The 23,331-nt window shown below is 67.5% G+C and carries 18 protein-coding genes; 16 read left to right on the plus strand and 2 right to left on the minus strand.

Annotation, left to right across the window (positions count from 1 at the left end; translation table 11 throughout):
• Window positions 1-221: 221 nt before the first annotated feature.
• The 9 genes from IEY81_RS14350 to IEY81_RS14390 all read left to right on the plus strand — a co-directional run bounded on the left by IEY81_RS14350 (window position 222) and on the right by IEY81_RS14390 (window position 5,961).
• Complete coding sequence (locus tag IEY81_RS14350; protein WP_189119170.1) at window positions 222-521, plus strand: flagellar protein FlgN; 300 nt, start codon at window positions 222-224, stop codon at window positions 519-521.
• 74 nt (window positions 522-595) lie between these two features.
• On the plus strand, window positions 596-1,786 hold the full coding sequence (locus IEY81_RS14355; protein ID WP_189119171.1) for a hypothetical protein: 1,191 nt from the start codon (window positions 596-598) through the stop codon (window positions 1,784-1,786).
• 19 nt (window positions 1,787-1,805) lie between these two features.
• Window positions 1,806-2,444 carry a hypothetical protein gene (locus IEY81_RS14360; protein WP_189119172.1) on the plus strand — a complete coding sequence of 213 codons (639 nt, stop codon included), beginning with the start codon at window positions 1,806-1,808 and terminating at the stop codon, window positions 2,442-2,444.
• Window positions 2,441-3,055 (plus strand): protein TPRXL, encoded by a 615-nt coding sequence (locus IEY81_RS14365; RefSeq protein WP_189119173.1) that lies wholly within the window; start codon window positions 2,441-2,443, stop codon window positions 3,053-3,055. Before IEY81_RS14360 ends, IEY81_RS14365 begins: the two co-directional genes overlap by 4 nt.
• 43 nt (window positions 3,056-3,098) lie before the next feature.
• A complete protein-coding gene (locus IEY81_RS14370) occupies window positions 3,099-3,806 on the plus strand; it encodes a hypothetical protein (protein WP_189119174.1) in 708 nt (235 codons plus the stop codon).
• Window positions 3,807-3,840: 34 nt separating this feature from the next.
• On the plus strand, window positions 3,841-4,236 hold the full coding sequence (locus IEY81_RS14375) for a DUF3592 domain-containing protein (protein WP_189119175.1): 396 nt from the start codon (window positions 3,841-3,843) through the stop codon (window positions 4,234-4,236).
• Between the two features lie 236 nt (window positions 4,237-4,472).
• The gene (locus IEY81_RS14380) at window positions 4,473-4,760 is read left to right on the plus strand and encodes a WXG100 family type VII secretion target (RefSeq protein ID WP_008356172.1); all 288 of its coding nucleotides are present in this window, start codon (window positions 4,473-4,475) and stop codon (window positions 4,758-4,760) included.
• Between the two features lie 87 nt (window positions 4,761-4,847).
• Window positions 4,848-5,108 (plus strand): hypothetical protein, encoded by a 261-nt coding sequence (locus IEY81_RS14385; protein WP_189119176.1) that lies wholly within the window; start codon window positions 4,848-4,850, stop codon window positions 5,106-5,108.
• 10 nt (window positions 5,109-5,118) lie between these two features.
• Entirely contained in the window at window positions 5,119-5,961 is an 843-nt protein-coding gene (locus IEY81_RS14390) for a hypothetical protein (RefSeq protein WP_189119177.1), read from the plus strand.
• Window positions 5,962-6,104: 143 nt separating this feature from the next.
• Here IEY81_RS14390 and IEY81_RS14395 read toward each other — a convergent pair whose 3' ends face one another.
• Window positions 6,105-6,545, minus strand: coding sequence for a DUF3592 domain-containing protein (locus tag IEY81_RS14395; protein WP_189119178.1), 441 nt, complete (start codon window positions 6,543-6,545; stop codon window positions 6,105-6,107).
• Window positions 6,546-6,714: 169 nt separating this feature from the next.
• On the opposite strand from IEY81_RS14395, the gene IEY81_RS14400 reads away from it, so the two are divergent.
• The 6 genes from IEY81_RS14400 (at window position 6,715) to IEY81_RS14425 (ending at window position 17,636) form a co-directional block, all read left to right on the plus strand.
• The gene (locus IEY81_RS14400; RefSeq protein WP_189119179.1) at window positions 6,715-8,436 is read left to right on the plus strand and encodes an ABC transporter substrate-binding protein; all 1,722 of its coding nucleotides are present in this window, start codon (window positions 6,715-6,717) and stop codon (window positions 8,434-8,436) included.
• 6 nt (window positions 8,437-8,442) lie between these two features.
• On the plus strand, window positions 8,443-10,029 hold the full coding sequence (locus IEY81_RS14405; protein WP_189119180.1) for an FG-GAP-like repeat-containing protein: 1,587 nt from the start codon (window positions 8,443-8,445) through the stop codon (window positions 10,027-10,029).
• 26 nt (window positions 10,030-10,055) lie between these two features.
• Window positions 10,056-10,397 carry a DUF4333 domain-containing protein gene (locus IEY81_RS14410; protein ID WP_189119181.1) on the plus strand — a complete coding sequence of 114 codons (342 nt, stop codon included), beginning with the start codon at window positions 10,056-10,058 and terminating at the stop codon, window positions 10,395-10,397.
• Between the two features lie 6 nt (window positions 10,398-10,403).
• Complete coding sequence (locus IEY81_RS14415; RefSeq protein ID WP_189119182.1) at window positions 10,404-12,929, plus strand: ATP-binding cassette domain-containing protein; 2,526 nt, start codon at window positions 10,404-10,406, stop codon at window positions 12,927-12,929.
• A 25-nt stretch (window positions 12,930-12,954) separates the two neighbouring features.
• On the plus strand, window positions 12,955-15,201 hold the full coding sequence (locus tag IEY81_RS14420; protein WP_189119183.1) for a protein kinase domain-containing protein: 2,247 nt from the start codon (window positions 12,955-12,957) through the stop codon (window positions 15,199-15,201).
• A 311-nt stretch (window positions 15,202-15,512) separates the two neighbouring features.
• Window positions 15,513-17,636: a protein kinase domain-containing protein gene (locus IEY81_RS14425; protein WP_189119184.1), complete on the plus strand. Its 2,124-nt coding sequence runs from the start codon at window positions 15,513-15,515 to the stop codon at window positions 17,634-17,636.
• A 104-nt stretch (window positions 17,637-17,740) separates the two neighbouring features.
• Here the strand turns inward: IEY81_RS14425 and eccCa are convergent, their stop codons facing one another.
• Window positions 17,741-21,772: a type VII secretion protein EccCa gene (gene eccCa, locus IEY81_RS14430; protein ID WP_189119185.1), complete on the minus strand. Its 4,032-nt coding sequence runs from the start codon at window positions 21,770-21,772 to the stop codon at window positions 17,741-17,743.
• 177 nt (window positions 21,773-21,949) lie between these two features.
• Between eccCa and IEY81_RS14435 the strand changes: the two genes are divergently transcribed.
• The gene (locus IEY81_RS14435) at window positions 21,950-23,329 is read left to right on the plus strand and encodes a ubiquitin family protein (protein WP_189119186.1); all 1,380 of its coding nucleotides are present in this window, start codon (window positions 21,950-21,952) and stop codon (window positions 23,327-23,329) included.
• The last annotated feature ends 2 nt before the right edge of the window (window positions 23,330-23,331 follow it).

Consider the following 23,331-nt stretch of genomic DNA (forward strand, 5'->3'; position numbering starts at 1 on the left):
CTATCGCTGGTGTGGAGGACATGGCGCAGGCTCTGCGTGACATGGCCACCGCGATCCAGGACCTGGACTCCCAGCTCGCCGGCGGCTGACAGGCGTCATCGAGCGGCGGCGCCAACCCACCGGGTTGGCCCGCCGTTCCTGTTCGGTGACGGCGCGACGTGCCGTCACCGGTCGATACCGGTACGTCATCAGTTCGTTTGGAGCGGGAAGGACGGTCAGCCGTGGCTGATGTCTACATCAAGGTTGCTGAGTTGGAGACCGTGAGCAAGAGTCTCACCAGCATCGTCGAAGAGTTCGAGCAGGCCAGCAGCCGCGCTGACAAGCTCGAGGACGCCATCGGAGATCCCTTCGACCGGAACGACCTCCGTGAGGCCGCGGAGGACTTCGAAGATCGGTGGAATCACAAGCGCGACGAACTCAAGGACGCGCTCAAAGGTGTGCAGGAGCACGTCAAGGGAGTCGTCGACGGGTTCGAGAACTGGGATAGCGAAACCGCACTGGCTTTCGAGTCCAAGAAGTGACACGACAGTAGCGGGGGCGGCGGCAACGGCGTGCCGTAGCTCGGGACAAGGAGATCAAGGCGATGTTTGGCGGAATGGAAGACTCTCCCAAGGGCAGGGAGATCAAGCACGTAGAGGGCACGCCCGGTGAGATCGTTTCACGAGGCAAGCAGATCGAGGACCTCGGCCAGAAGATGCTCGATGCTGCCACGACCTTGCAGACCGTGAAGGAGAACACGCTCTCAGACGGTCAGCAGCAGGGGCAGGCGATCGAGAAGCTCCAGGAGATCATCGGCGATTCCCACCACAAGCTGCGGGAGGCCGGTGAGCTCTACGAGCCGGTCGGGCCTGTGCTGGTGACGTACGGCGAAGCGTTGGAATCGTGCAAGCCCAACATCGACCACAGCGCTGATGCATGTAAGGAGCTGTGGTCGACCTATGAAAGCCTTCCGGGTGACAAGGATGACAGCACCACGGAAGAGGAAGGTGGCTTCCTGGGCATCGGAGGCACCGACAAAGAGGAGGCCGCGGACAACAAGGCCAAGAAGGACGCCTACAACAAGTGGAAGAGCGAAGCCGAGACCTTCGACACCTGGTATGACGTCTGGGAGGACGCGTTCGACACTGCGACGAACGGCATCACCGACGGCACGTCTGGAAAGATCGAGGACAGCTTCTGGTCGGATATCGCCGACGTCTTCGCTGTCGTCACGGCCGTCGTGGCCATCGCCGCTCTGATCATCGGTGGGCCGATCCTCGCCACGATCGCGCTGGTCGCGGGCGCGATCTACCTCGCCGCGGTGATCGGACAGTATGCCAACGGTGAGGCCAATAAAACAGACATATTCATGGCCGCCTTGGGCGTCATTCCTTTTGGGAAGCTCACCACGGTCGGAAAGTTGGCACACTTCAACAAGGCCGCGGCGAAGTCGGCTCTGCTCGGCAAGTTCACGGCGTGCAAGGGCCTGACCAATGCGATCAAGAACCCCAAGCTCTTCTACAAGGACGGGCTCATCGGAGCGTTCAAGTATCGAGGTGCTGGGAACGGTTTCAACAAGCTGATCTTCGGCAACGAAGGCTTCAAGAGTGTCTACCGCTCTCACAAGGCCCTCTGGGAGGGTGCCCAGTTCGCTGCGACGCGAAACGGAAGCGCGGTCAGGAACCTTGCTGCCTTCGACTTCGCCATCTCGTCGGCCACGGGCGCGCTCGGCAACTATGACAAGATCGACCGGCTTCCCGGTTTCGACATTCCGAACGCACCCAAGCTTCCGGGTTGGGTCGGCTGACCAGAGCTGAGGCAATGAGATGACGGACAATGTGTGGGCTCTCGACCTCGTAGAGGAGGTCGAGGTCCCCGGATGGCTTTTCATCCCGAGCGATCTGGGGCCCGACGAGCGGAGAGAGTGGATCGCCGCCGCGGCGGGTGAACTGATCGGCGAATCGGGTTGGGATGGCCAGCCCATGGGGCAGGCCGAAGTACATGAGACGTTGCTCTCCGCTCTCGCCGAGCGGGACGCCACCGACTCGATCGCAGTGTTTCAAGTGTGGCCACCCCTCAATGGCGACGCCGCGACCTGCCACATCGGGGTCTACCCCACGGCCGAGATGCCGGACTGGCTCGACAGCGACGCGGTCGTCCATCGTTTCGAGGCGCCACATATCGGTTCGGGCATCCAGTGCTCCACGAAGCGTGCTCTGCCCAACGACGGAGGGCCGGACGTCGAACTCTCCGGTGTCCACTTCATCTTCCGTAATGAGACGTCGACGTTGGTGGTCAGCCTGGCAGAAGCCTTCGAACCTCTGACCGTCTACGCGCTGCGCGGGGTGCTGGCGCTCCTGCACAGCCTTCGCCTGGTGCGACCGGACACTGAGGAGGCCTTCCAGTCGGTCGCGTTCGAAGGTGTGTTGGAAGATGGTCCATGGCGATTCGAGGAGAGCGCATGAACAGCCTACGTGAGTCGTTGGGCGTCATGCCCGACCCCGACTTCGACATGAAGCTTCCCCCCGGATGGTCGAGGCGAGAGGTCGATGATCAGACCTTCGACACCATGGTCTCGGGTCTGAAGCGCCGCCTCATGCAGGAACACAGGCCGGAGTTGTATGCCGAGACCCGTCGCATGCTCAAGCGGTCGTTCGACGACATGCGCCAGAACGGTGCTTTCGCATTCTTCGTCGCCACGGATCAGGATCCGTCCACCCTCTGGATGCCGGCCTCGATGGTTGCGTCGATCCGGCGACCGGAACCCGGCTCGAGTCTCGACGATCTGGCCCGCAATCTCATCGTGAACTACGGTGCGACGCCACTGATGGGAGACGTACGAACTCTGCGATACGAGCAGGAGAAGCACATCAAGCTGGGTGCTGACTCCATCGTCAGTCGCACTGTCACCTATCTCATCCCTGTCCCTGGGACCAAGCGGCGACGGGCCCTGCAGATCGTTGCCGGGCTCAGCACTCCGCTCGAGATGTCTGGTGAGGACCCGTACGTCGTGTCCACGAAGTTCCTGTTCGACTCGTGCGTGTCGACGGTGACATGGCAGCCCCCAGTACAGTGACGGCTGATTTCGTAACTCAACACGAAGTGGAGCAACCGAGGTTATGACTGACCGTTCGGTCGGCGGGGATGAAATCGTTCAGTGGGCACGCACGACGGAGTTCGCAACACCGTTGCGTTGGGGCGATGTCGAGGCTGAGATCCTGCGCCGACCCGCACCGGATGGCGAGCCTGCGGCTGGCCCCAACCCTGTCATGGGCCTTCCTCTCTATGCCATCGGCGTCATCCTCTATGCGGTCCCGTTGTTCGGGCTCGGGATCCTCGTCGCCCGAGTCGGGGGTGCGATCTCCGACACGGAGGCATGGGGACGCGCCGCGTTCGCGGCGTTCCTGGTCGCCCTGTTCGTTGCGCTCACCACGTTCGAGACGTGGAGGTCCGGAGGACGTCGGCGCCGGTGGATCGACTTGGTGGTCACCGCGATCGCTGGAGGGTCCTCTCTCGTCGGGCTGCTTCTCTTGCAGACGGATGTCGCCGATCTGGCTGGTGGGGGTCTGCGGATTCTCGTGCTTGGGGCAGCTGTTGCCGGCGTGCTCGTCTTCTTCGCAGTTCTAGCCGGCTCCAAGGAATGGCGCAGGCACACGCCGCGGGCTCTGCGTCCGCAGAGTCCTGAAGATCGCAGCTACAACAACGTCCGCGCGAGGGTGCTCGAGGTGCTGGTCAAGCGCGGTGTCGTGAGCGACAAGGACATCGACATCCCAGCGATGCTCGACATGCCGATCGGATCTTGGCGCGAGCTGGACGGACACGCGTGACGCGCGGGTCGCGACGAGCGAGAGGGAGCCTGACGTGGAGTCGTTGAGCCTGGTCATTTTCGGGGTGTGCCTAGCGCTCACCCTCCCGGTTGCGCTCATCATGACTGTGCGCACCTGGAGTCGTCGACGCACATGGGCACATGTCGAGGGAACAGTCACCTCGGTGAAAACCAAGCGACAGACGTCAGGAAACACGCAGACCACGGTCCGTTATCAGTACGTCGATTCATCGGGGCAGCAGAGGACTGGCACCGATACTCCCTGGTTCCGAGAGCCGAAACGGAACTCCAAGATCGCGGTGATGTATAACCCGGAGCAGCCCGAGATCAGCGAGGCATCGTCTATGACATGGCTCTATCTGCTTCTCGTCTTCTCTGTCGTCGTCTTCGTGATCGGCGGGGTGCTTGTCGTCTCGGGGTTGGGGCTCTGAATCCGCTGCGCCGTCGGCAATGACGGCGGGCTATCGGCAGGTGCCAGATCATCAGCGAAATTCCAGGTTGCCAGGGCAACCTCGCAGGTCGTGAGAGTGGTCGTGATCTGAGCGCTCAATGGAAGTGACACGGACTTGGAATTTGCGCTTCACTACTCCGCGTCGCGTGCAATACGGTGACGACCGGCGTCCCGACGGGGCGCCACGCAATGACATCGCGGGAAAGGCAATGATCGATGAGTGACTTCGGGGCAACATACGACGAGATGACCGGCACCGCCGACAAGCTCGACCAGGGCAAGGACACGATCGAGTCGGCTCTGGACGAGTGCCAGGGCTACGTGGACGAGCTGGTCCAGGACGGGTTCAAGACGGAGAAGGCGTCGGGCAAGTTCCAGGACGGCTACACCGAGATGACCACGGGTCTGAAGGACGCCATCGCTGGTGTGGAGGACATGGCGCAGGCTCTGCGTGACATGGCCACTGCGATCCAGGACCTGGACTCGCAGCTCGCCGGCGGCTGAGCCTGATCGTAGGGGGCGGAGCGACGTGCAACGTCGCTCCGCCCATCTTTCGGAGTTCTGAACGGTGAGATCGGGCTGGACGGGGAGGTGCTCGAGTACGCATCGAACGCCGCCTACACGGTGACCACCGACAGAGACCTGCACAAGCGAGGGGTCAAGAGCCGTAACCGAGATCGTGTTTGGACAGAGCTGACCGAGCTGAGCCTTGTGCGTACGGACCTCACGACGGGGAAGGCTTCCGTCGCACTGGAGATCGCTGTGAAGGATGTCGACTTCCCGACGAAGGACGCCCGCGTGACGGCATTGTCGGTCAACCCGGAGTGGTCAGCTCCGCGCGACGACTCGTAAGGAGCCGACGATGACGACGCCGCCGAAAGGCGTGATGGCGTGGGCCGAGAAGGCGGATTCAGCCCGGGAGGAATGGGCGCGTCACTCGGTGGACGCGTGGGCGAGCACCGCTCGCTTCGCACAGCCCATGAACTGGGGCGACGCGGAGTCAGCAGTGCTCGAGCGCCAATACCCGCCGCTGCCTGGGACTCTCGCAGTCAGGACCGTGGGGATCGTGGCCGTCGTGTTCATGGTTTTCCTCGCGCTGCCGCTTTTCGGTGCGCCATTGTTCGGATTGACACTGCTCGCGATCGCTGCCGGTCGAGACGCTGGCGGCGAGGGGCTGCTGTGGTTCGCCAGGATCGCATTCGGCGTAGCCACCCTCATGGGACTGATCATGATTTCCGCGTGGTGGGAGACGAGGCGCCGCAGCGTGGTGAGCGTCGCGACGGCCGCGGTCTGTGTCGTCGCATCGGGTGCGTCGTACGTCCTGATACGGCTCGCGAACGTGGCCGGGATTCCGTGGCTGTCCGTTCTGGTGCTCGCCGCAGCGGTCGTCGGGTTGGTCTGTCTGGCTCTGGAACTGATGTCCAAGCCGGAGGGACGCGCGAAGAGCAGGAAGCCGCCCAAGCGGGGGCCTCGAAGCTCGGACAAGCGGGCGCGGGCCAAGGCGGCACGTGACCGGCTGCTCGAGATCCTCGTCCGTCGCCGCCTGGTCGACCTCGATGAAGGAGACCAGATCCGGCTTCGGGAAATGCCGTTGGGCTACTGGTGCGAGCTCGACGGGCTGGACGAGCGGGAGTGGCGCCGGGTGCTCGAGTATCGGCACGTGGGGTGGCGTGAGTTCGACGCGAGTGACAAGTGGGTCTACTAGGTTTCAACTGCGACAGAGAGATGACATCCGCAGAAGCAGCAGGCGCGCTGCGCTGACGACGCTGCGATCGCAGAACATCGTGTCGTATGCAGACGCTGATGAACTCGATCGAAGTCCGCTCTGAGATAGGTCGGCGGCGGTGGTCAGGAGGCGATCATCACGATCGCAGCGATCAGGCCACAGAGACTGAGCGCTACGCCGAAGAGCGCCAGGAAGCTGAAGACGAACGGGTAGAAGCACCGCTCGAAGCGGTTCAGGGGCAGCTCGTTGTCGTGGGGTCCAGCGGGGTCGTACATCACGCCGATCTCGTCGCCGGTCTTCATACCCGGGGCGCCGCCCTCGCTGTGTCCGTAGTAGCTGCCGCCGGTCTCGGGGGCCACGAACGTGTAGTTGACGTGATGCCTGGTGTTGCCTGGCTGGCCGCTGATGTTTTCCTTCCACGCCTTGGTGATGCGCGCGGTGGTGCGAGCCCACGTGCGGCTGGAACGAGCCCGGTGCAGAGCGGAGGGGAGGTTCAAGAAGCCGGCCGCTGCGACGGCAGCACCCGCGAGTGCGACCAGCACGGCACCAAAGATGTCCTCCATTGCGCGCCCCCGCTCAGATCGGGAGGAGGTCGAGGGCCTACACCCTAATCTGCGAGCTGGAGACCGAGGCAGACACCGCCGTCGGCGGAGACCGGCTACGTCGGTAGCAGGTCTCCGCCGGCGATCGTTAGGATCTGGGCGTCCGTTGTCTCGGAGAGGGGACTAGAAGGTGCATCCTGGGGCACGTCGTCGAGCGGGACTCGTTTCCGTCGCCAGCCTGGCGCTCGTCGCAACCGCCTGCTCGGGCGATCTGCCGCCATCCGTCGAGGAGGGCACCGAGGTCACGGTCTCGTGGTCCGGGACGCTGACGAGCACCAACCCGGCGAGCGCCGCGAGCGTCACCGACGGGAACCTCGACATCGCCTCGCTGACGCGCGGAGCGTTCGGCACCCTGATCGACGACACCGTCGAGCTGGACGAGAGCTTCGGCAAGGTCACCATCGAGGACGGCAAGCAGCCGCGGGTGCGCTACGACCTGGCTGAGCCGAGCTGGTCCGACGGCGTGCCGATCGACACCGCCGACCTGATGCTCGCCTGGGCAGCCTCCTCGAACTACTTCCGTACGCCGAAGAAGGGGAGCCCCGGCGGCGAGGTCGACTTCGGTGCGGTGACGACCGGCCTGTCCAAGAGCGCCTACATCCCCGAGGTCGACGAGGGCGCCCGAGCCATCGAGGTCCCGCTCGTGGTGCCGGTGGTCGACTGGCGTACGGCTCTCGACGTCGCCGTGCCCGCCCACGTCGTCGGGCAGAAGGCGCTGAAGATCGAGGACCCGATCGAGGCCAAGGAGGTCGTCGAGACCGCGATCGAGGAGTCCGACACCGCCAAGCTCCGCAAGATCGCGAAGGCGTGGAGCGAGGCGTTCGCGGTCGCCGAGGACGGCAAGGCGCCGGAGGAGGCGCTGCTCTCCAGCGGCCCCTACCGGGTCGCGAAGATCGAGGCCGGGGAGACCGGCCAGGAGATCGACCTCGAGGTCAACCCCGAATACACGGGCGAGGCCAGGCCCACCTACGAGCAGGTACGCCTCACGCCGGCGAGCGCGGACGCGCTGGCCGGCCTGGGGGAGAAGGTCGACGTCGTCCAGGTCACGCCGACCAAGGACAACCGGAAGCCCGTGCGCGACCTCGAGCGCCGCGACTACGGCGTCGCGACCGCCCACGACGGCACCATGTGGGCGTTGGTGCTGCGCACCGACCGCGGTCTCTTCAGGAAGAAGAACACCCGCACGTCGTTCCTGCGCGCAGTGCCCCGCGGCGACATCGCCGAGGGCGGTGCAGGCGAGTGGGCCGAGGCGTACGAGGCCACCGACGTGATGCTCTTCCCGCCGGGCGGCGAGGGCTATCAGATCGCCACCGAGGACTCCGGGTTCTCCGCGAAGTTCCGGGCCTCCGAGGACGCCAAGGCGCCGCGTGGCGCCAAGGTGTGCGTGGCCTTCGACAAGTCCAGCGCGTTCGCCTCGGGTGCCTACGAGACCATCGCGAACGTCGTCGACGACGAGGGCTGGTCCGCGACCAGCTGCGGTGCCTCCTCGGCCGACCGGGTGACCTCGGGCAAGAGGTGGGACGCTGCGCTCGTGCGCATCCCGATCCCGCAGACGCCGGAGGAGATCTCCGCGCAGTGGGGCAGCAAGGGGAGCCAGAACGCGACCGGTGGTGGCGACCGCGACCGGGATCGTCTCATCGGCGAGCTGGCTCGCACCGCCGACCCCTACGCGGCCCGCGACGTACGCGTCGAGATCGAGAAGACGCTGGTCAAGGACTCGATCGTGGTTCCGATCGTGATGAACCCGACGGTGACCGTGAGCGACAAGAAGGTCGACAGCGTCCGACCGCGGTCCGGCCAGGTCGCACCCCTGATCTCGACCGTGGTCGAGTGGTCGCCGACGAAGAAATGATCTGAGATGACGAGCCGGGGGGCCACGAACGATCTGGTGTTGAAGGCGCAGGGCCGTGAGTGGCGCCTCCAACCGGGACACACCTACACGCTCGGGCGCGCGCAGGGCGCCGACCTGCTGGTGAGCAGCGAGCTCGTCTCCTCCCGCCACGCGTCCATCACCGTCGTCGAGGACGCGTGGGTGCTCACCGACCTGAACAGCACCAACGGGACGTACGTTGCCGGGCAGCGCACCCCGGCGGTCACCCTCGTGCCGGGGACGTCGCTGAGCGTCGGCGGCGCCGACGACGGTGTCCGCATCGACGTGGTGGCGGCGGCCGCGAGACCGTGGGAGCCGCCGCCGGCATGGGTGCCGCCGCCGGGCGAGCTGCCTGTTGCGCGGCGAGTGCCGCGCGCCAGGAAGCGGAACCTCGCCGGGCCGGCGCTGAGCATCGCGGGTGCGTTCCTCGTCGTCGTGGTGGCGGTCGTGCTGGTGACGACGATGATCGTCTTCGACGACGGCCCGCCCGCCGCCGAGAAGGCGAGCGCGGTCGAGCGCAAGAAGATCCCGGTCGAGGGCCCGATCGTGGGCGACGTGAACGGCGACGGCAAGGGTGACCTCGTCGTCGCCGTCGACGAGAAGACCCGCCGTTTCTACCTCTCGGACGGTGGCAAGAAGTTCACGCCGCAGAGGCCGGGATCGTGGGCGTCCTGGGGCTACCGGTTCGCGACCAGCGGCCGGATCATGTGCGACTTCGACGGCGACGAGAAGGCAGACATCGGTGCTCCGAACGAGTATTCGTTCGACGGCCCGCAGACCTACGGCCTCCACCTCCAGACCGGCAAGAGCCAGCAGATCCCGGTCGGGTTCGACCGGATCGACGGTGCCTACTGCGGTGACTTCGACGGCGACGGTCACAACGACGTCGCCTTCGCCGTGCGCTCCGATGACCGGACGTCCGTGCAGATCAGCCTCGCGCTCCAGAAGGAGCGCGGTCAGTGGGAGACCCCGGTCCCCGCCTATCAGACCGCGATCCCGACCACGACTGACGCGACCGATCCGTGGGCGTTCCACGTCGGTGATCTCGACGGCGACGGGAAGACCGACCTGCTCTACGGTCTGAGCGCTCCGAGCAAGGTCGGGAACTACTCGGGCCAGGCACTGCTGTCCGACGGCAAGGCGTTCAACGAAGGGCCGGTCTTCGGGGTCAACGAGGCCGACGTCAATTACCAGGACCGTGCGACCGCCAACGGCGACCTCGACAGGCTGGGCGGGATCGCCGCCGACGTCGATGGCGACGGAGTCGACGAATGGGTCCACCTGGGGGTCTACGGCTGGTTCGACGTCTACCGTCTGTCTGGCAAGAAGTGGAAGCGGACCCAGCGGAACGCGGGCGCGATCAGCACGTTCGCGTGGAGCTCGGTGGTCCCCGCCGACGTCAACGGCGACCACTTCACGGACGTGGTCGCGGTCTCGATCAACGGCTATCCTGCGGTCTTCGCGGGCAGCCCGAAGGGCCTCCAGCCGGGCAAGATCGTCACTCCGCTGTTCAAGGACGACCACACCTACTACTCGTGTCTGGTCTCTCTCGAGCCGAGCGGCCTTTACTGTTGAGCTCCATCTCGGAAGGACGAGTCACGATGAGCAGGTTCACCATGTCCGCACGCCGTGCGGCCAGAGGTTCGGTCGCGATCGGCGTCGTGTGTGGCGTCGCGGGCGTGCTGACCGCGTGCGGCGCCAAGGTCCCGGAGAAGACCGTCGAGGAGGCGGTCTCCGACGGGATCGCCGACAAGGTCGGGCTGCGCCCCAAGGAGGTCGACTGCCCTGGCGGGATGCCGCTCGAGGTGGGTGGCGAGGCCGACTGCACCCTGACCGTCGTGGGCGACCGGGAGATCGGGCTCACCGTGCGGATCGCCTCGATCGACGGGGCGAAGCCGAAGTTCGAGTACGACGTCGACCTGATGAAGCTCCTGGAGAAGTAGGACCCGATGGCGGCGGAACTCGTGGTGAGGGTCAACGGGCAGGAGCGGCGCCTCGCCGACGGCACCAACCACACGATCGGACGTGACCCGGACGCCGGCCTGTCCCTGCAGGACAGCCTGGTGTCGTGGCGACACGGCGAGATGGCGTACGCCAGTGACGGCTGGGTGCTGACCGACGTCGGCAGCACCAACGGCACCTTCGTCGACGGCGCCCGCATCCGGACGGGGGAGAGCGTCGCCATCGTCCCCGGCTCGGTCGTCTGGTTCGGCGGCGCGGAGGACGCCCCCGACCCGGGCGTACGCGTCGACGTGCTCTCCGCGCCGGCCGGCCCGCCGCCACCGCCGCCGGCGGACGGCCCGCCCGGTCCGCCACCACCGCCGCCCCCGGCGACGGGATCGACGGACTCAGCCGGCTCGGCGGGCTCGACGGGCAGCAACGACCTGGCCACGATGATGGCCGGTGACGGCGACGTCCTCGCGGCCTCAGCGGCGGCTCGCCAGGCACACCAGGGGAGCGTGCCAATCCCGCCCCGGCCGTTGGTCCCCGGGCAGACCATCCGGATCGGCCGCGCCGCCGACAACGACCTGGTGATCGCCGACGACCTCCTCGTCTCGCGCCACCACGTCGAGATCGTCACCAACCCCGACAGCTCGGTCATCGCACGCGACCTCGGCGCCGGCAACGGCACCTTCATCAACGGCGCCCGGATGCCGAAGGGCTACACCGCGCCGCTGCAGCCGGGGTCGATCGTCGGCGTCGGCCACACCACCTTCCGGCTCCACCAGGGCATGCTCGTCGCCCACCAGGACACCGGCGAGGTCGACTTCCTCGCCCGCCATCTCTCGGTGGTGGTCGGCAAGGGCGACAAGCGCAAGCAGATCCTGCGCGACGTCTCCTTCCGCGCGCCGCAGAAGTCGCTGGTCGGCGTGATCGGGCCGTCCGGCTCCGGGAAGTCGACCCTGCTCAAGGCGCTCACCGGCTACCAGCCGGCGACCGAGGGAGTGGTGGAGTACGACGACCGCAACCTCTACGCCGAGTTCGACGAGCTGCGCCAGCGCATCGGCCTGGTGCCGCAGGACGACATCCTCCACCGCGACCTCACCATCACCGAAGGTCTCCAGTACGCCGCGAAGCTCAGGTTCCCCGCCGAGGTATCGGCCGCTGAGCAGCAGCAGCGCATCAGCGAGGTGCTGCGCGAGCTCAAGCTCGACGTCCACGCCGACAAGAAGATCACCTCGCTCTCCGGCGGTCAGCGCAAGCGCGTCTCGGTCGCCGTCGAGCTCCTCACCAAGCCGTCGTTGATCCTCCTCGACGAGCCGACCTCCGGTCTGGACCCCGGGATGGACCGCGACGTGATGCGCCTGCTCCGCGGCCTCGCCGACGACGGGCGTACCGTCCTGGTCGTCACCCACTCCGTTGCTCAGCTGCACCTGTGCGACCGGGTGCTGGTGATGGCTCCTGGTGGTGCGATGGGCTATTACGGCCCGCCTGAGGGCGCGCTGCCGTTCTTCGGTCGCGACGAGTGGGCCGACGTCTTCGCCGACTTCGAGAACCACCGCGACGCCGACTGGGGCGGCAAGTGGCACCAGTCGAGCGAGTATCAGCGTTACGTGGCCGACGTCGACGCGGTCCCGCCGGCGCACGCCGACGTCGCCACGGCCGCCAAGCGGCAGAAGGGCCAGTCGTGGCTGCAGCAGGTCGCCACGCTGGTGCGGCGATACCTCTCGGTGATCACCGCCGACCGCGGCCTGGTCCTGCAGATGGTCGGCCTGCCGGTCGTGCTCGGCCTGGTCTCGCTGATCATCCAGCCGGGCGAGGATCTGCTCCCGCTGAAACCGGACGAGCTCGGCAACATCGTCCCCAACACGACCGCGACCGTGATCGCGATGATCCTCGCCATCGGCGCCTGCCTGACCGGCTGTGCCAACTCGATGCGCGAGCTCATCAAGGAGCGGTCGATCTATGAACGAGAACGCGCGGTGGGGCTGTCCCGGTCGGCGTACATCGCCTCGAAGGTCCTCGTGCTGGGCGCGATCACGTCGGTCCAGTGCCTGGTGATGACGCTGATCGCCTGCTCCGTCCGCGAGCTGCCCGACAAGGGGCTGGTGCTCGGCCCGCTGACCATCCTCGAGCTGGCGGTCCCGGTGATCTTCCTCGGCGTCACCTCGATGATCGTCGGTCTGCTGATCTCCGCAGCGGTGAAGACCTCCGAGCAGACGATGTCGATGCTGGTCGTCTACGCGATCTTCCAGATCGTCTTCGGCGGCACCCTCTTCTCGCTGCTCGGGTCACCGGCCAACTGGTTCTCGTGGTTCATGCCGGCTCGCTGGGGTCTCGGCGGGATCGGCACCACGCTCACGATGAACCTGATGTTCCGAGACCGAAATGACCCTGACCGCATCGACCCGATCTGGTATCACATGACCAGCCATTGGTTCCTCGCGCTCGGGATCATGGCTGCCATGTCCATCGTCCTCCTCGTCGCTGTCTCGCTCTCGCTCCGCAAGCATGAGCCAGAGGTCATGCGGTAGCGACTACTGAAATTGGGTTTCCTGTATGACGACGCTTCATCCCGGGGCAGTGTTCGGCCACTACCGTCTGGATCGCATCCTCGGCGAGGGCGGAATGGGTGTCGTGTACGACGCTTTCGACACCAAGCTCGAACGCCAGGTCGCGCTGAAGATGGTGCACGCCCATCTCGCCGACCGCGAGTTCATCGACATGTTCATCCGCGAGGGGCAGACGCTGGCGCAGATCCGCTCGCCCCACATCATCGCGATCTACGACATCGGTGAGCAGCAGGGCAGCCCGTTCATCGTCACCCAGTTCATCAAGGGCGGCGACATGTCCGGCCTCGTACGCGGCAGCGGACCGCTCGCTCCGCACCTGGCCAGCCTGGTCAACGCCCAGGTCGCCGAGGCGCTCCACGACGCCCATCAGGCCGGCATCATCCACCAGGACGTGAAGCCGTCCAACGTGCTGATCCGCAACCCGCAGAGCCCCATCGACCTCGGCGGCTTCCTCTGCGACTTCGGCATCGCGACCTCCGCGTCCGACTCGGCCACCGGCGGCATCACCGGCACCTGGAACTACCTCGCGCCCGAGTACGTACGCGACGACCGGGACGCTCAGGGCCGGCCCATCCAGCCGGCGCCCACGCGAGACATCTACGCCGCCGGCTGCATGTTCTGGTTCAGCCTGACCGGCAAGGTCCCCTACTCGGGCGAGGCCGTGCAGGTCGCGATGGCCCACCAGAGCGCGCCGATCCCGCAGTTCGTCGGTGACGACGAGTGGACCCGCACCGCCAACCGCATCCTCCAGCTCACCATGGCGAAGGACCAGCGCAACCGCTACCAGAGCGCCGCGGCCCTCAAGGACGACCTGCTCGAGCTGCGCGAGATCACCTCCCCGCCCCAGCTCGTCCCAGCGCCGTCGATGACCGACCCCAACCCGACGCCGATCCTGGTCTCCGCGATCCGCCCGCCCACCGAGGCCGAGGCGATCCTGATCGAGGAGCAGGCGCGTCCGTCCAAGATCACCCCGCTCCGGGTGCTCGGCGCGATGGCCGGCGTGGCCGTCCTCGGTGTCGGTGGCGCCCTCGCGATCACCCAGCCCTGGGTCGAGGACGGGCCCGAGCCGATCGTCCCGACCGTCAAGGGCGCTGCGTACGCGGACGTGAACGGGGACAAGTTCGGCGACGTGGTGACCGATGTCGTGAGGCCGGACGGCAAGGGCGTCGATGTCATCACCTGGAAGTCCGACGGCCGGAAGCTGACCCCCTCGAAGCCCGTCAAGGTCGACAGTCCCCAGCTGACCCCAGACGCGCCCGCTCTGGACGTCTTCCCGTTGGTCGGGGATTTCCGCGGCGACAAGAAGAACTCGATGGTGACCCTGGCGCGGGACGAGCGCGGCCTGAAGGTCACCGGCGCCTTCGAGGGCCACGTGGATGCGCCCTCGTTGAAGGCCCAGAACGCCAAGATGAAGGACTCCGACTTCTTCTACGGCATGGGAGCCGAGGACTTCGACGGAGACGGACGCGACGACCTGTTCATGTCGGTCGACTACTCGCATCCCGACCCTGAACGAAAGGACCTCGGCTTCATGGCCGGGGAGGGCCAGATCTACGTCTTCCACAACACAGGCTCCGGCTTCGACGCTCCCGAGCTGTTCCTGACCTACCCGAACAAGGACAGACAACGGGTGGCCATCGGCGACTTCAACGGCGATCACATGGGCGACATTCTGCTGATGAACCGCAATGGACTGCGCTCCGACGACTCGCGCGAGCAGGAGATCACCTCCTCGCTGAGGGTCTACGTCGGCGACGGGAAGACCGCGACGCCGTTGGAGAAGGAGTTCGCGATCACCCGTCAGTTCAACCAGTTCCTCTACGAGAACGGCTCGGGGCAGGCCAACGCCTTCCTGGCCGGCGACGTCAACGGCGACGGCAAGGACGAGCTCGTGGTGGAGGGCATCGGCGACAACTCCGGTAGCCCGATCGTCATCGGCACCTGGGCCAAGGATCTGTCGTCCTTCTCCCAGGCCGTACGCGGCCGCCTTCCGTCTCCCAACGACCTCTTCGACAACCCGACATCGTTCGACGCGACCCTCGCCGACCTGAACGGGGACGGCTTGGCCGACGTCGTCGGAGTCACTCGTGACACGTCGAGCGAGCCGTACAAGTTCTACGGCGCGTTCGCCGGCAAGGACGGCAACTTCACGGTGCGCACCCTCGCCACCTGGGAGCCGTCACCCGAAGGCGACGTCGACAACAACAACCTCATGGGAGGGACCCTCGGATGACCGATCCTGCCAACTCCTCGCCCGGCGACCCTGCGGGCGGACAGGGCTCGGATCCCGACCGGACCGTTGTCGGCGGTGAGGGAGCCGAGAGGCCGCAGCCCCCTTCGTTCGAGCGTCCGACGACGGACGACCCGGACAAGACGACGATCCGGCCGCGGGCCGCTCGGCGCAGTGCTTCTGCCCCTCCGCCACCGCCTCCGCCTCCGACCCAGGCGCCGACCCAGGTCCCGAATCAGCCCGCGCCGCCCCCTCCACCGCACCCGTCGTCGGCGGGCCAGCCCGCTGCCTCCCCCCAGGGAGGTGCTCCGGGCATGATCGGGCCCTACCGGTTGGAGCGGCAGGTGGCGTCCAACGACTCGGCGGTCGTCTACCGGGCGATGGACACACGCCTCAACCGGGCGGTCGCGATCAAGGTGCTCCTCGGACGTGGCGCCCGTGACCCCGAGTTCGTGAGTCGTTTCGACAAGCAGGCCACGCTCATGGCCAAGCTCGAGTCACCTCACGTCATCGACGTCTACACCAACGGTCGGACCGACGAGGGTGCTCCCTACCTGGTCTCGCAGTACGCGGACGGCGGCGATCTCGGCTCCCTGCTCGAGGCTCGCGGGAAGCTGCCCGGCCCGCTGGCCGCCGACATCTGTGCCCAGATCGCCGATGGCCTGGCAGCGATCCACTCGCCCGAGGTCGGGGTCGTGCACGGTGACGTGAAGCCGTCGAACATCCTGCTGCGCGACGGCAACAACCCGCCGTACGCCTACCTCTCCGACTTCGCGGCCGCGCGAGCCGACGACTCCGCGACCGCCCGGCCTGGTATCCACTCCGGCGCCTGGGACTATCTGGCCCCCGAGCGCGCGATGGGGGCGGCGCCCAGCCCGGCGAGCGACCTCTACTCGCTCGGGTGTCTCTTCTACGAGCTGGTCACCGGCGAGGTGCCCTTCACCGGGGCCAACGACGTCGAGACGGCGATGGCGCACAGCTCTCAGCCCATCCCGACGCTGCCCGGCCGTGGCGACTTCACGCTGCAGGCCAACGACCTGCTCTCCGGACAGGGCGGCCTGCTCACCAAGGACCCCGCCGATCGGACCAGCGATGCACTCCGGGTGCGCGACCGGTTCGCGGCGATGGCCGACCGCCAGATGGGCTTCTCCTCGGGAGCGGCGGTGACCCTCAAACGCGCCCGCAGCCGGTGGTGGATCGCCGCGGCGGCGGCTGCGGTGGTGGTCGTCGCCGGTGCAGCGGCCACCGGCATCACGCTGAAGGTCACCGAGAACGACTCGGACAAGCCCAGAGCGCTCGTCACCGGAGACTTCGACGGTGACGGCAAGGGCGACCTGGTGTTCGGCAGCGGTCTTGAGGGGCTCAGAGGGAGCTTGGCCTTCGAGCCGCTCGTGCGGTTCACGTCCTCGGGCGAGGGCCTGGGGGCGGCCAAGGAGCTCAAGGGCCAGCACGGGATGCTGATGGGTGACATCGACGGCGACGGGATCGAGGACGCCGTCACGGTGTCCGGGCGGGGGTCCAGGATCACCGTCGACTCCACCAACAAAGATCACAAGAGCGGGTCCATGCAGGTTCCGGTCTCCGGTCGACGTCTGGCTGTCCTCTGCGACGACTTCAACGGTGACAAGCGTGCCGATGTCGCCGTCGTCTCGGTGGGGAACGGAAAGAAGCTCCCCGCCGATGACAACGAGCTCGCGAAGCTGAAAGACCTGAAGTACTACTTCACCGTCTCGCTCAGTCAGGAGGACGGAACCTGGTCTGAGGCGAAGGACTGGTTGACGGGCGACTGGTCGGGCATCTTCAAGGGTGTCTACCTGACGGCAGGTGATGTCAACGGCGACGGTAAGGCTGACATCTCCTTCGGCAGTGGCCCTGAGGAGCCTGGCACCATCGTCGGGCAGATGCTGATCTCCACCGGCAAGTCGTTCGAGAAGGTCAACATGCCCGAGGACACGCTGAAGCTCTTCGCTGAGCACAAGAGCGCCCATTCGGCGCTCTTCGCCGACGTGGACGGCGACGATCGCGATGAGCTGATCGAGTTCCAGGGCAACAAGCAGGGCGACAGCATCGCCGTCTACGACTACGACTCGTCGGCAAAGACCTTCGTCCAGGCCAGCTCCTGGACCTTGGGCAACCCGATCGATCACCACAGCTACGACAGCGATGTCTGGACCGGGGATCGTCCGATGATCACCGACGTCAACGGCGACGGAAATGAGGACCTCGTCTGGGGCCTCCTCCACGAGGGGCCGGACCCGACCGGCCAGCTCGATTACAGGATCGCTTTCGAGGGGACCGCACTGGTGCTTCTCGGCGGGAAAGACGAGTTCACCGTCGAGAAGTGGAAGATGCCTGATGCCGAAGACATACGAAGCACGGCGCTGAAGCCACTGCGGAACAGCCTCAACAGCTATGCGACCTCGGGAGCGTTCGAGTAACGCGACCGTCACACTCTGCAGCGTGGGTGCGACGAAGAACGGGCCCGCGATCCTGATCAGGATCGTGGGCCCGTTCTGTCAGTCGGACGGCCCGGCTCGTTCGATCAGAGCGACGACTCGCTCCACGCCAGCTGGATGACCTCGACCCCACGGTCACGGGTGACCAGACGGCCACGACCCGGCAGCGTCGGGACGGGCCGGAGGTTGCCGATGAGCGGGCCCTCGTCCGGGTTGCCGGAGAGCAGCAGGCCCGGCATCGCCAGGTCGCGCATCGACTGGATGACCGACTCGTAGAGCGCTCGCGACGCACCACCCGAGCGACGGGCGACGATGACGTGCAGGCCGACGTCGCCTGCCTGGGCCATCAGAGGCTGCAGCGGCGCGAGGGGCGAGCCCTGCTGGGTCGAGACGAGGTCGTAGTCGTCGACCAGCACGAAGAGCTCCGCGCCGGACCACCACGAGCGGTTGCGCAGCTCCTCGGGGGTGACGTCCGGGCCCGGGATCCGCTTGGTCAGATAGGCCGCCAGGTCGTTCAGCGTTGGGTTGGCCTGCGTCGCCGAGGTGAGGTAGCCGACCAGGTAGTCCTCCGGGATCTCGCCGAGCAGCGAGCGCCGATAGTCGACGACTGCGATCTGCGCTTCCTTCGGGGTGTGCGTACGCATGATCTCGCGAGCGATGCTGCGCAGCATCGAGGACTTGCCGGACTGGCCGTCGCCGAAGACGAGCAGGTGGGGCTCGGTGTCGGGGTTGAGCCCGACCGGGGCCAGCTCCTTCTCGTTGACTCCGAGCAGGATCCGCTTGCCGGGCTGCTCCTCGGTGACGCCGGCCTGCTCGCGCACCCGCTCGAGAGTGATCTGCTCGGGCAGCAGGCGCAGCTTCGGGCCGGCCGGGCCCTGCCAGGCGGCCGAGACCCGAGAGATCAGGTCGTCGACACCGTCGCCGAGCGTGGCGGCGGAGCCGTCGCCGTCCATCCGAGGCAGCGCGCTGAGGAAGTGGAGCTTCTCCTTCACGATGCCTCGACCCGGACGCCCGGTCGGCACCAGGGCGGCCAGCTTGCGGTCGAGCTCGGAGTCCATCGGGTCACCCAGTCGCAGCTCGAGCTTGGTGCCGAAGACGTCGCGCATCGACGAGCGGAACTCGGCCCAACGACCCGCCGCGGCGACGATGTGGACGCCGAAGGTCAGGCCGCGCGGAGCGATCTCCTGGATGGCGTACTCGAGATCGTCGAAGTCGGCGCGCAGCGTGCCCCAGCCGTCGATGACGAGGAAGACGTCGCCCCAACCGTCGTCGGCCTGGCCGCGTGCACGTCGTGTCCGGTAGGTCTCGATCGAGTCGATGCCCTGGGCCCGGAAGTAGGCCTCGCGACGGTCGATGATGCCGGAGATCTCGGCCAGCACGCGGCGTACGACATCGGGCTCGGAGCGGGTGCCGACACCGGCGACGTGCGGCAGCTTGGCCAGCGGCGCGAACGTGCCGCCACCGAAGTCGAGGACGAAGAACTGCACCTCGTGAGGCGTCATGGTCAGCGACATCGAGGTGACGATCGTGCGCAGCGTGGTCGACTTGCCCGTACGCGGCGCACCGATGACCGCGACGTGGCCTGCGGCGCCGCGGAGGTCGACGGTGAGGGTGTCGCGCAGCTGTTCACGCGGCTTGTCCACGATGCCGAGCGGCACCACCAGGCCGCCGAGCCGCTTCCAGGACGGCGAGTGCAGGCCGAGCTCGGGCGACGTGGTCAGATCGGGCATCAGCGAGTCGAGCGTGTCGGGGATGTCGAGCGGCGGCAGCCAGACCTGGTGGGCCGGAGTGCCGTGGCCGGTCATCCGGTCGACCGCGATGTCGAGCATCGACTTCTCGACGCCGTCCGCGCCGACGACCGGGGCGGCGGGCCGTTCCTCCTCCTCGGCCGGCATCGCCAGCTGCTTCACCTCGGCGATCGAGAACGGGAAGATACCCTGCAGCTTGCCGCCCTCGTCGCGACGGATCCGGGAGCCCGCGGCCGGCGGCCCCGAGACATACGCAGCCCGGAACCGCTGCATCGAGGTCGGGTCGGGCTTGAGGTAACCGAGGCCGGGGATCGCCGGGAGCTCGTAGGCGTCCGGCACACCGAGCACGGTGCGCGACTCCTGCGCGGAGAAGGTGCGCAGACCGACGCGGTAGGAGAGGTGCGAGTCGAGCCCGCGCAGCCGGCCCTCCTCGAGACGCTGCGAGGCGAGCAGCAGGTGGATGCCGAGGGATCGGCCCAGTCGGCCGATCGCGACGAAGAGGTCGATGAACTCCGGCTTGGCCGAGAGCATCTCGGAGAACTCGTCGACCACGATGAAGAGCGACGGCAGCGGATCCATCGACGGGTCCTGCGTACGGGCCTTCTCGTAGTCCTTCAGCGAGGAGAAGTTGCCGGCCTCGCGCAGGAGCTCCTGGCGGCGGGTCATCTCACCGGAGAGCGCGTCCTGCATACGGTCGACCAGGGTGAGCTCGCCCTCGAGGTTGGTGATCACCGCGGAGACGTGCGGCATGCCCGCCATCCCGGCGAAGGTCGCACCACCCTTGAAGTCGACCAGCACCAGGTTGAGGACCTCCGGCGGGTGGGTGAGCACCAGACCGAGGACGAGGGTGCGGAGGAACTCCGACTTACCGGAACCGGTCGCACCGATGACGAGGCCGTGCGGCCCCATACCCTGCTGGGCCGACTCCTTGATGTCCATGTAGACCTGCTGGCCGGCCTCGCCGACACCGACGGGCACCCGCAGACGGTCGCGGTTGGCGCGGGGGCGCCAGGCGACCTCCGGGTCGAAGGAGCGGACGTCGCCCAGACCGAGCAGCGCCATGTAGTCCTTCGGGGCCGCGATCTCGGTGTCCTGCGGCGTCTCCGCGGCCGCGTCGGAGCCTTCCGGCGCCACGGTGTAGAGCGCGGTCAGGCGGCGGGCGTAGGCCTCGGCGTCGGCCATCGACATCTGGTCGACACGGAGGCGCACGGGGTCCATGCGTACGCGGACCTGGTAGCCGGGGACGGTGTTGTTCTCGTCGGGCTCCTCGTCGTCGATCAGGAACCGCACCCGGCTGGAGTCGAAGAGCTCGTCCCAGTGGGTCGGCAGGTCGATGACGGTGACGCCCTGGATGCCGTCGTCGGGCAGCACGTGGTTGCCCGGCGGGACCGAGCCGCCGTCGACGATCACCACGATCTGCGGGGACGGCACGCGGTCGTCGGTGCCCCAGCGGGCCCGCTCGCCGACCTCGGTCGGGAGGAGCGCGCCGAGGTCGTTGATGTTGGTGACCACCATCCGGCGCGGGCCGACGGCGTCGACCTCACGGCCGCTCTGCGCGTGCGGGAGCCACTTGACCCAGTCCCACTCGGCCAGGTTGCGCTCGGAGGTGAGGACCGCGACGACCAGCTGCTCGGGGGAGTGGAACGCGGTCATCCCGCAGATCAGCGCCCGGGCGAGCGAACGGGCCTGGTCCTCGCTGCCGCAGATCTCCATCTTGTCGAAGCCACGCAGGTTGGTCGCTGCGGGCAGGTCGGGCTGGACGCGGTGCACCGTCAGCAGCCGGTGCAGCGCGCTGGCCGAGGCCGGGTCGACCTGGTCGATCGGGGTCTGCTGGGGCGGCACCAGCGTCAGCGCGAGCGGCTGGTTGGCGACGCCGTAGCGTACGTCGAGGAAGCGCTTGTGGGTGTTGGGCCGCTCCCACAGGCGACTGCGCTCCTCGGCGATCGCCGGGAGCGAGGACGGTGCGGGGTAGTGCCAGGTCAGCGCCTTGCGCTGCTGCTCGCCGGCCCGGCGGGCCGACTGCCGGGCGCCGGCCAGGTAGCGCAGGTAGTCGGTGCGCTGCCCGCCGACCTGCTTCTGCTTCTGCTTCCGCTGACGGTCGATCTGCACGAAGATGAAGCCGAGGGTCGCGAAGAGGAACATGCCGGCGGCGATGTAGCGCTGGATCGGCGGCGAGCCGCCCTGACCCGACTGCATCGTGGCGATCAGCACGACCGACCCGAGACCACCGAGCATGGGGATGGCGTTCATCAGGACGCCGCCGACGCCCTCGCCCTCCTCGATGGCCGGCGGTGCGTTGAGTGCCAGCTCCCCTTCGGGGACCTCCGGCTCCTCGGTGCGGGTACCGCCGGCGGTCGCAGCGATGGTCACGTGTCCCCCTGGAACTGTTCAGTACGCCCGCGGGCCCGGATGCCTCCGCAGGTGGTCAGGATCTTAGAGTGCCCACACCCCGGCTACTACCCTTAACCGTGCCCGTCCGGTAAAACGGGCCGTGGAGCTTCCGATGTGGAACTCTGTCACAGGGTCTTCACGCATCCGGGAGGTGTCATGCCCACTCAGACGGCCGATGCCGTCGAGCCGGCGCTCGCAGCAGGTGGACTGGCGGTCACGGTCCATGGCACCGCCGGGGTGGTCGACATCGTCGTCCCGTCCGACGCGCACGCCTCGGACCTGGCTCGGGAGTACGCGACCGCGGTCGGTCTTCCCGCCGCTCCGGTGCTGCGCGACCGGCGTGGCGAGATCGTCCCGCCGGACGCCTCGCTGGCCTCCCGCGGCATCACCACCGGTGCCCTGCTCGCCGCCGACTCGCCGCCCACCCAGGCCTACACCCGCCGTGAGGCCGCCGAGACTCCCGCCCCGGAGCCGGTCACCGCGGGCAACTTCTCGTTCTACTGGGTCGGCCTGGCCACGCTGCTGGCGGTCGCCGCCGCCGGCCTCGGCGTGTACGCCGAGGGCTGGCACCAGCTGACGATCGCCGCCGTGCTCGGCGTCGGTGCCCTGATCGGCCTCGTCCCCACCGGGCCGTACGCCGCCCGTCGGGCGATCGTCGCGCCGGCCTTCGCCGCCGGCGCAGGCTTCGTGATCACCGTCCAACCGGTCGCCGAGACGTTGCCGATGGCGGTCGGCGTGGCGGGTCTGACCGGTGCGATCGTGGCGACGATCGCGCGCTCCCTCGTCGACACCGCCGACGCCGCGCTGAAGATCTGGACCATCGCCGGGGTCGCCGTGTTCGTGGTGACCGCGCTGTGCGCCCTGTTCGGCACCTCGCCGCAGGTGCCGTGGTCGATCCTGTTCGCCGCCGCTGCCCTCGCGGCCCGGATCGTGCCCTCCTACGCCGTCGACGTCCCCGACTCCTACCTCCTCGACGTCTCCAAGCTGTCGGTGACCGCGTGGTCGGCGCGGGCGAAGACCGCCTCTGGCAAGACGACCGTCCCGATCGACGAGGTCACCCACGTCGCCGATCGCGGCGCACGCACGCTGGCGGCGGCCTCCTGGGCGGTCCTGGCCGTGGTCGTGGCCAGCGGTCCGGCCCTGGTGGCGACCGCGACCGCCAACGTCGACCGGGTCGGCGGCTGGGTGATCACCCTGGCGGGCGCCTTCGTCATCCTGCTCTCGGCACGCAGCTATCGCTACTGGCTGCCCCGCGGCGTGCTCCGGGTCGCCGGGATCATTGCACTGGCGGTCGGGGTCCGGGCCTTCGTAGGCTGGGCGGCGCCGGAGCTCGTCTCCTGGTTCGGGGTGGGTGTCGTGGTGATCGGTTTCGCCGTCATCATCGCGGCGATCGCGACCGGTCGGGGCTGGCGCTCGGCGAAGTGGGCGGCTCGGGCCGACTGGGCGGAGTCGCTGTGCGGAGCGATCGTCATCGCCTCGTTCGTGGTCTCGTCCGGGTTCTTCCGGCACCTGTGGGAATCAGGTTTCAGCAGCTAGCC

This window comes from Nocardioides luteus, from assembly GCF_014648595.1.
Taxonomy (GTDB): Bacteria; Actinomycetota; Actinomycetes; order Propionibacteriales; family Nocardioidaceae; genus Nocardioides; species Nocardioides luteus.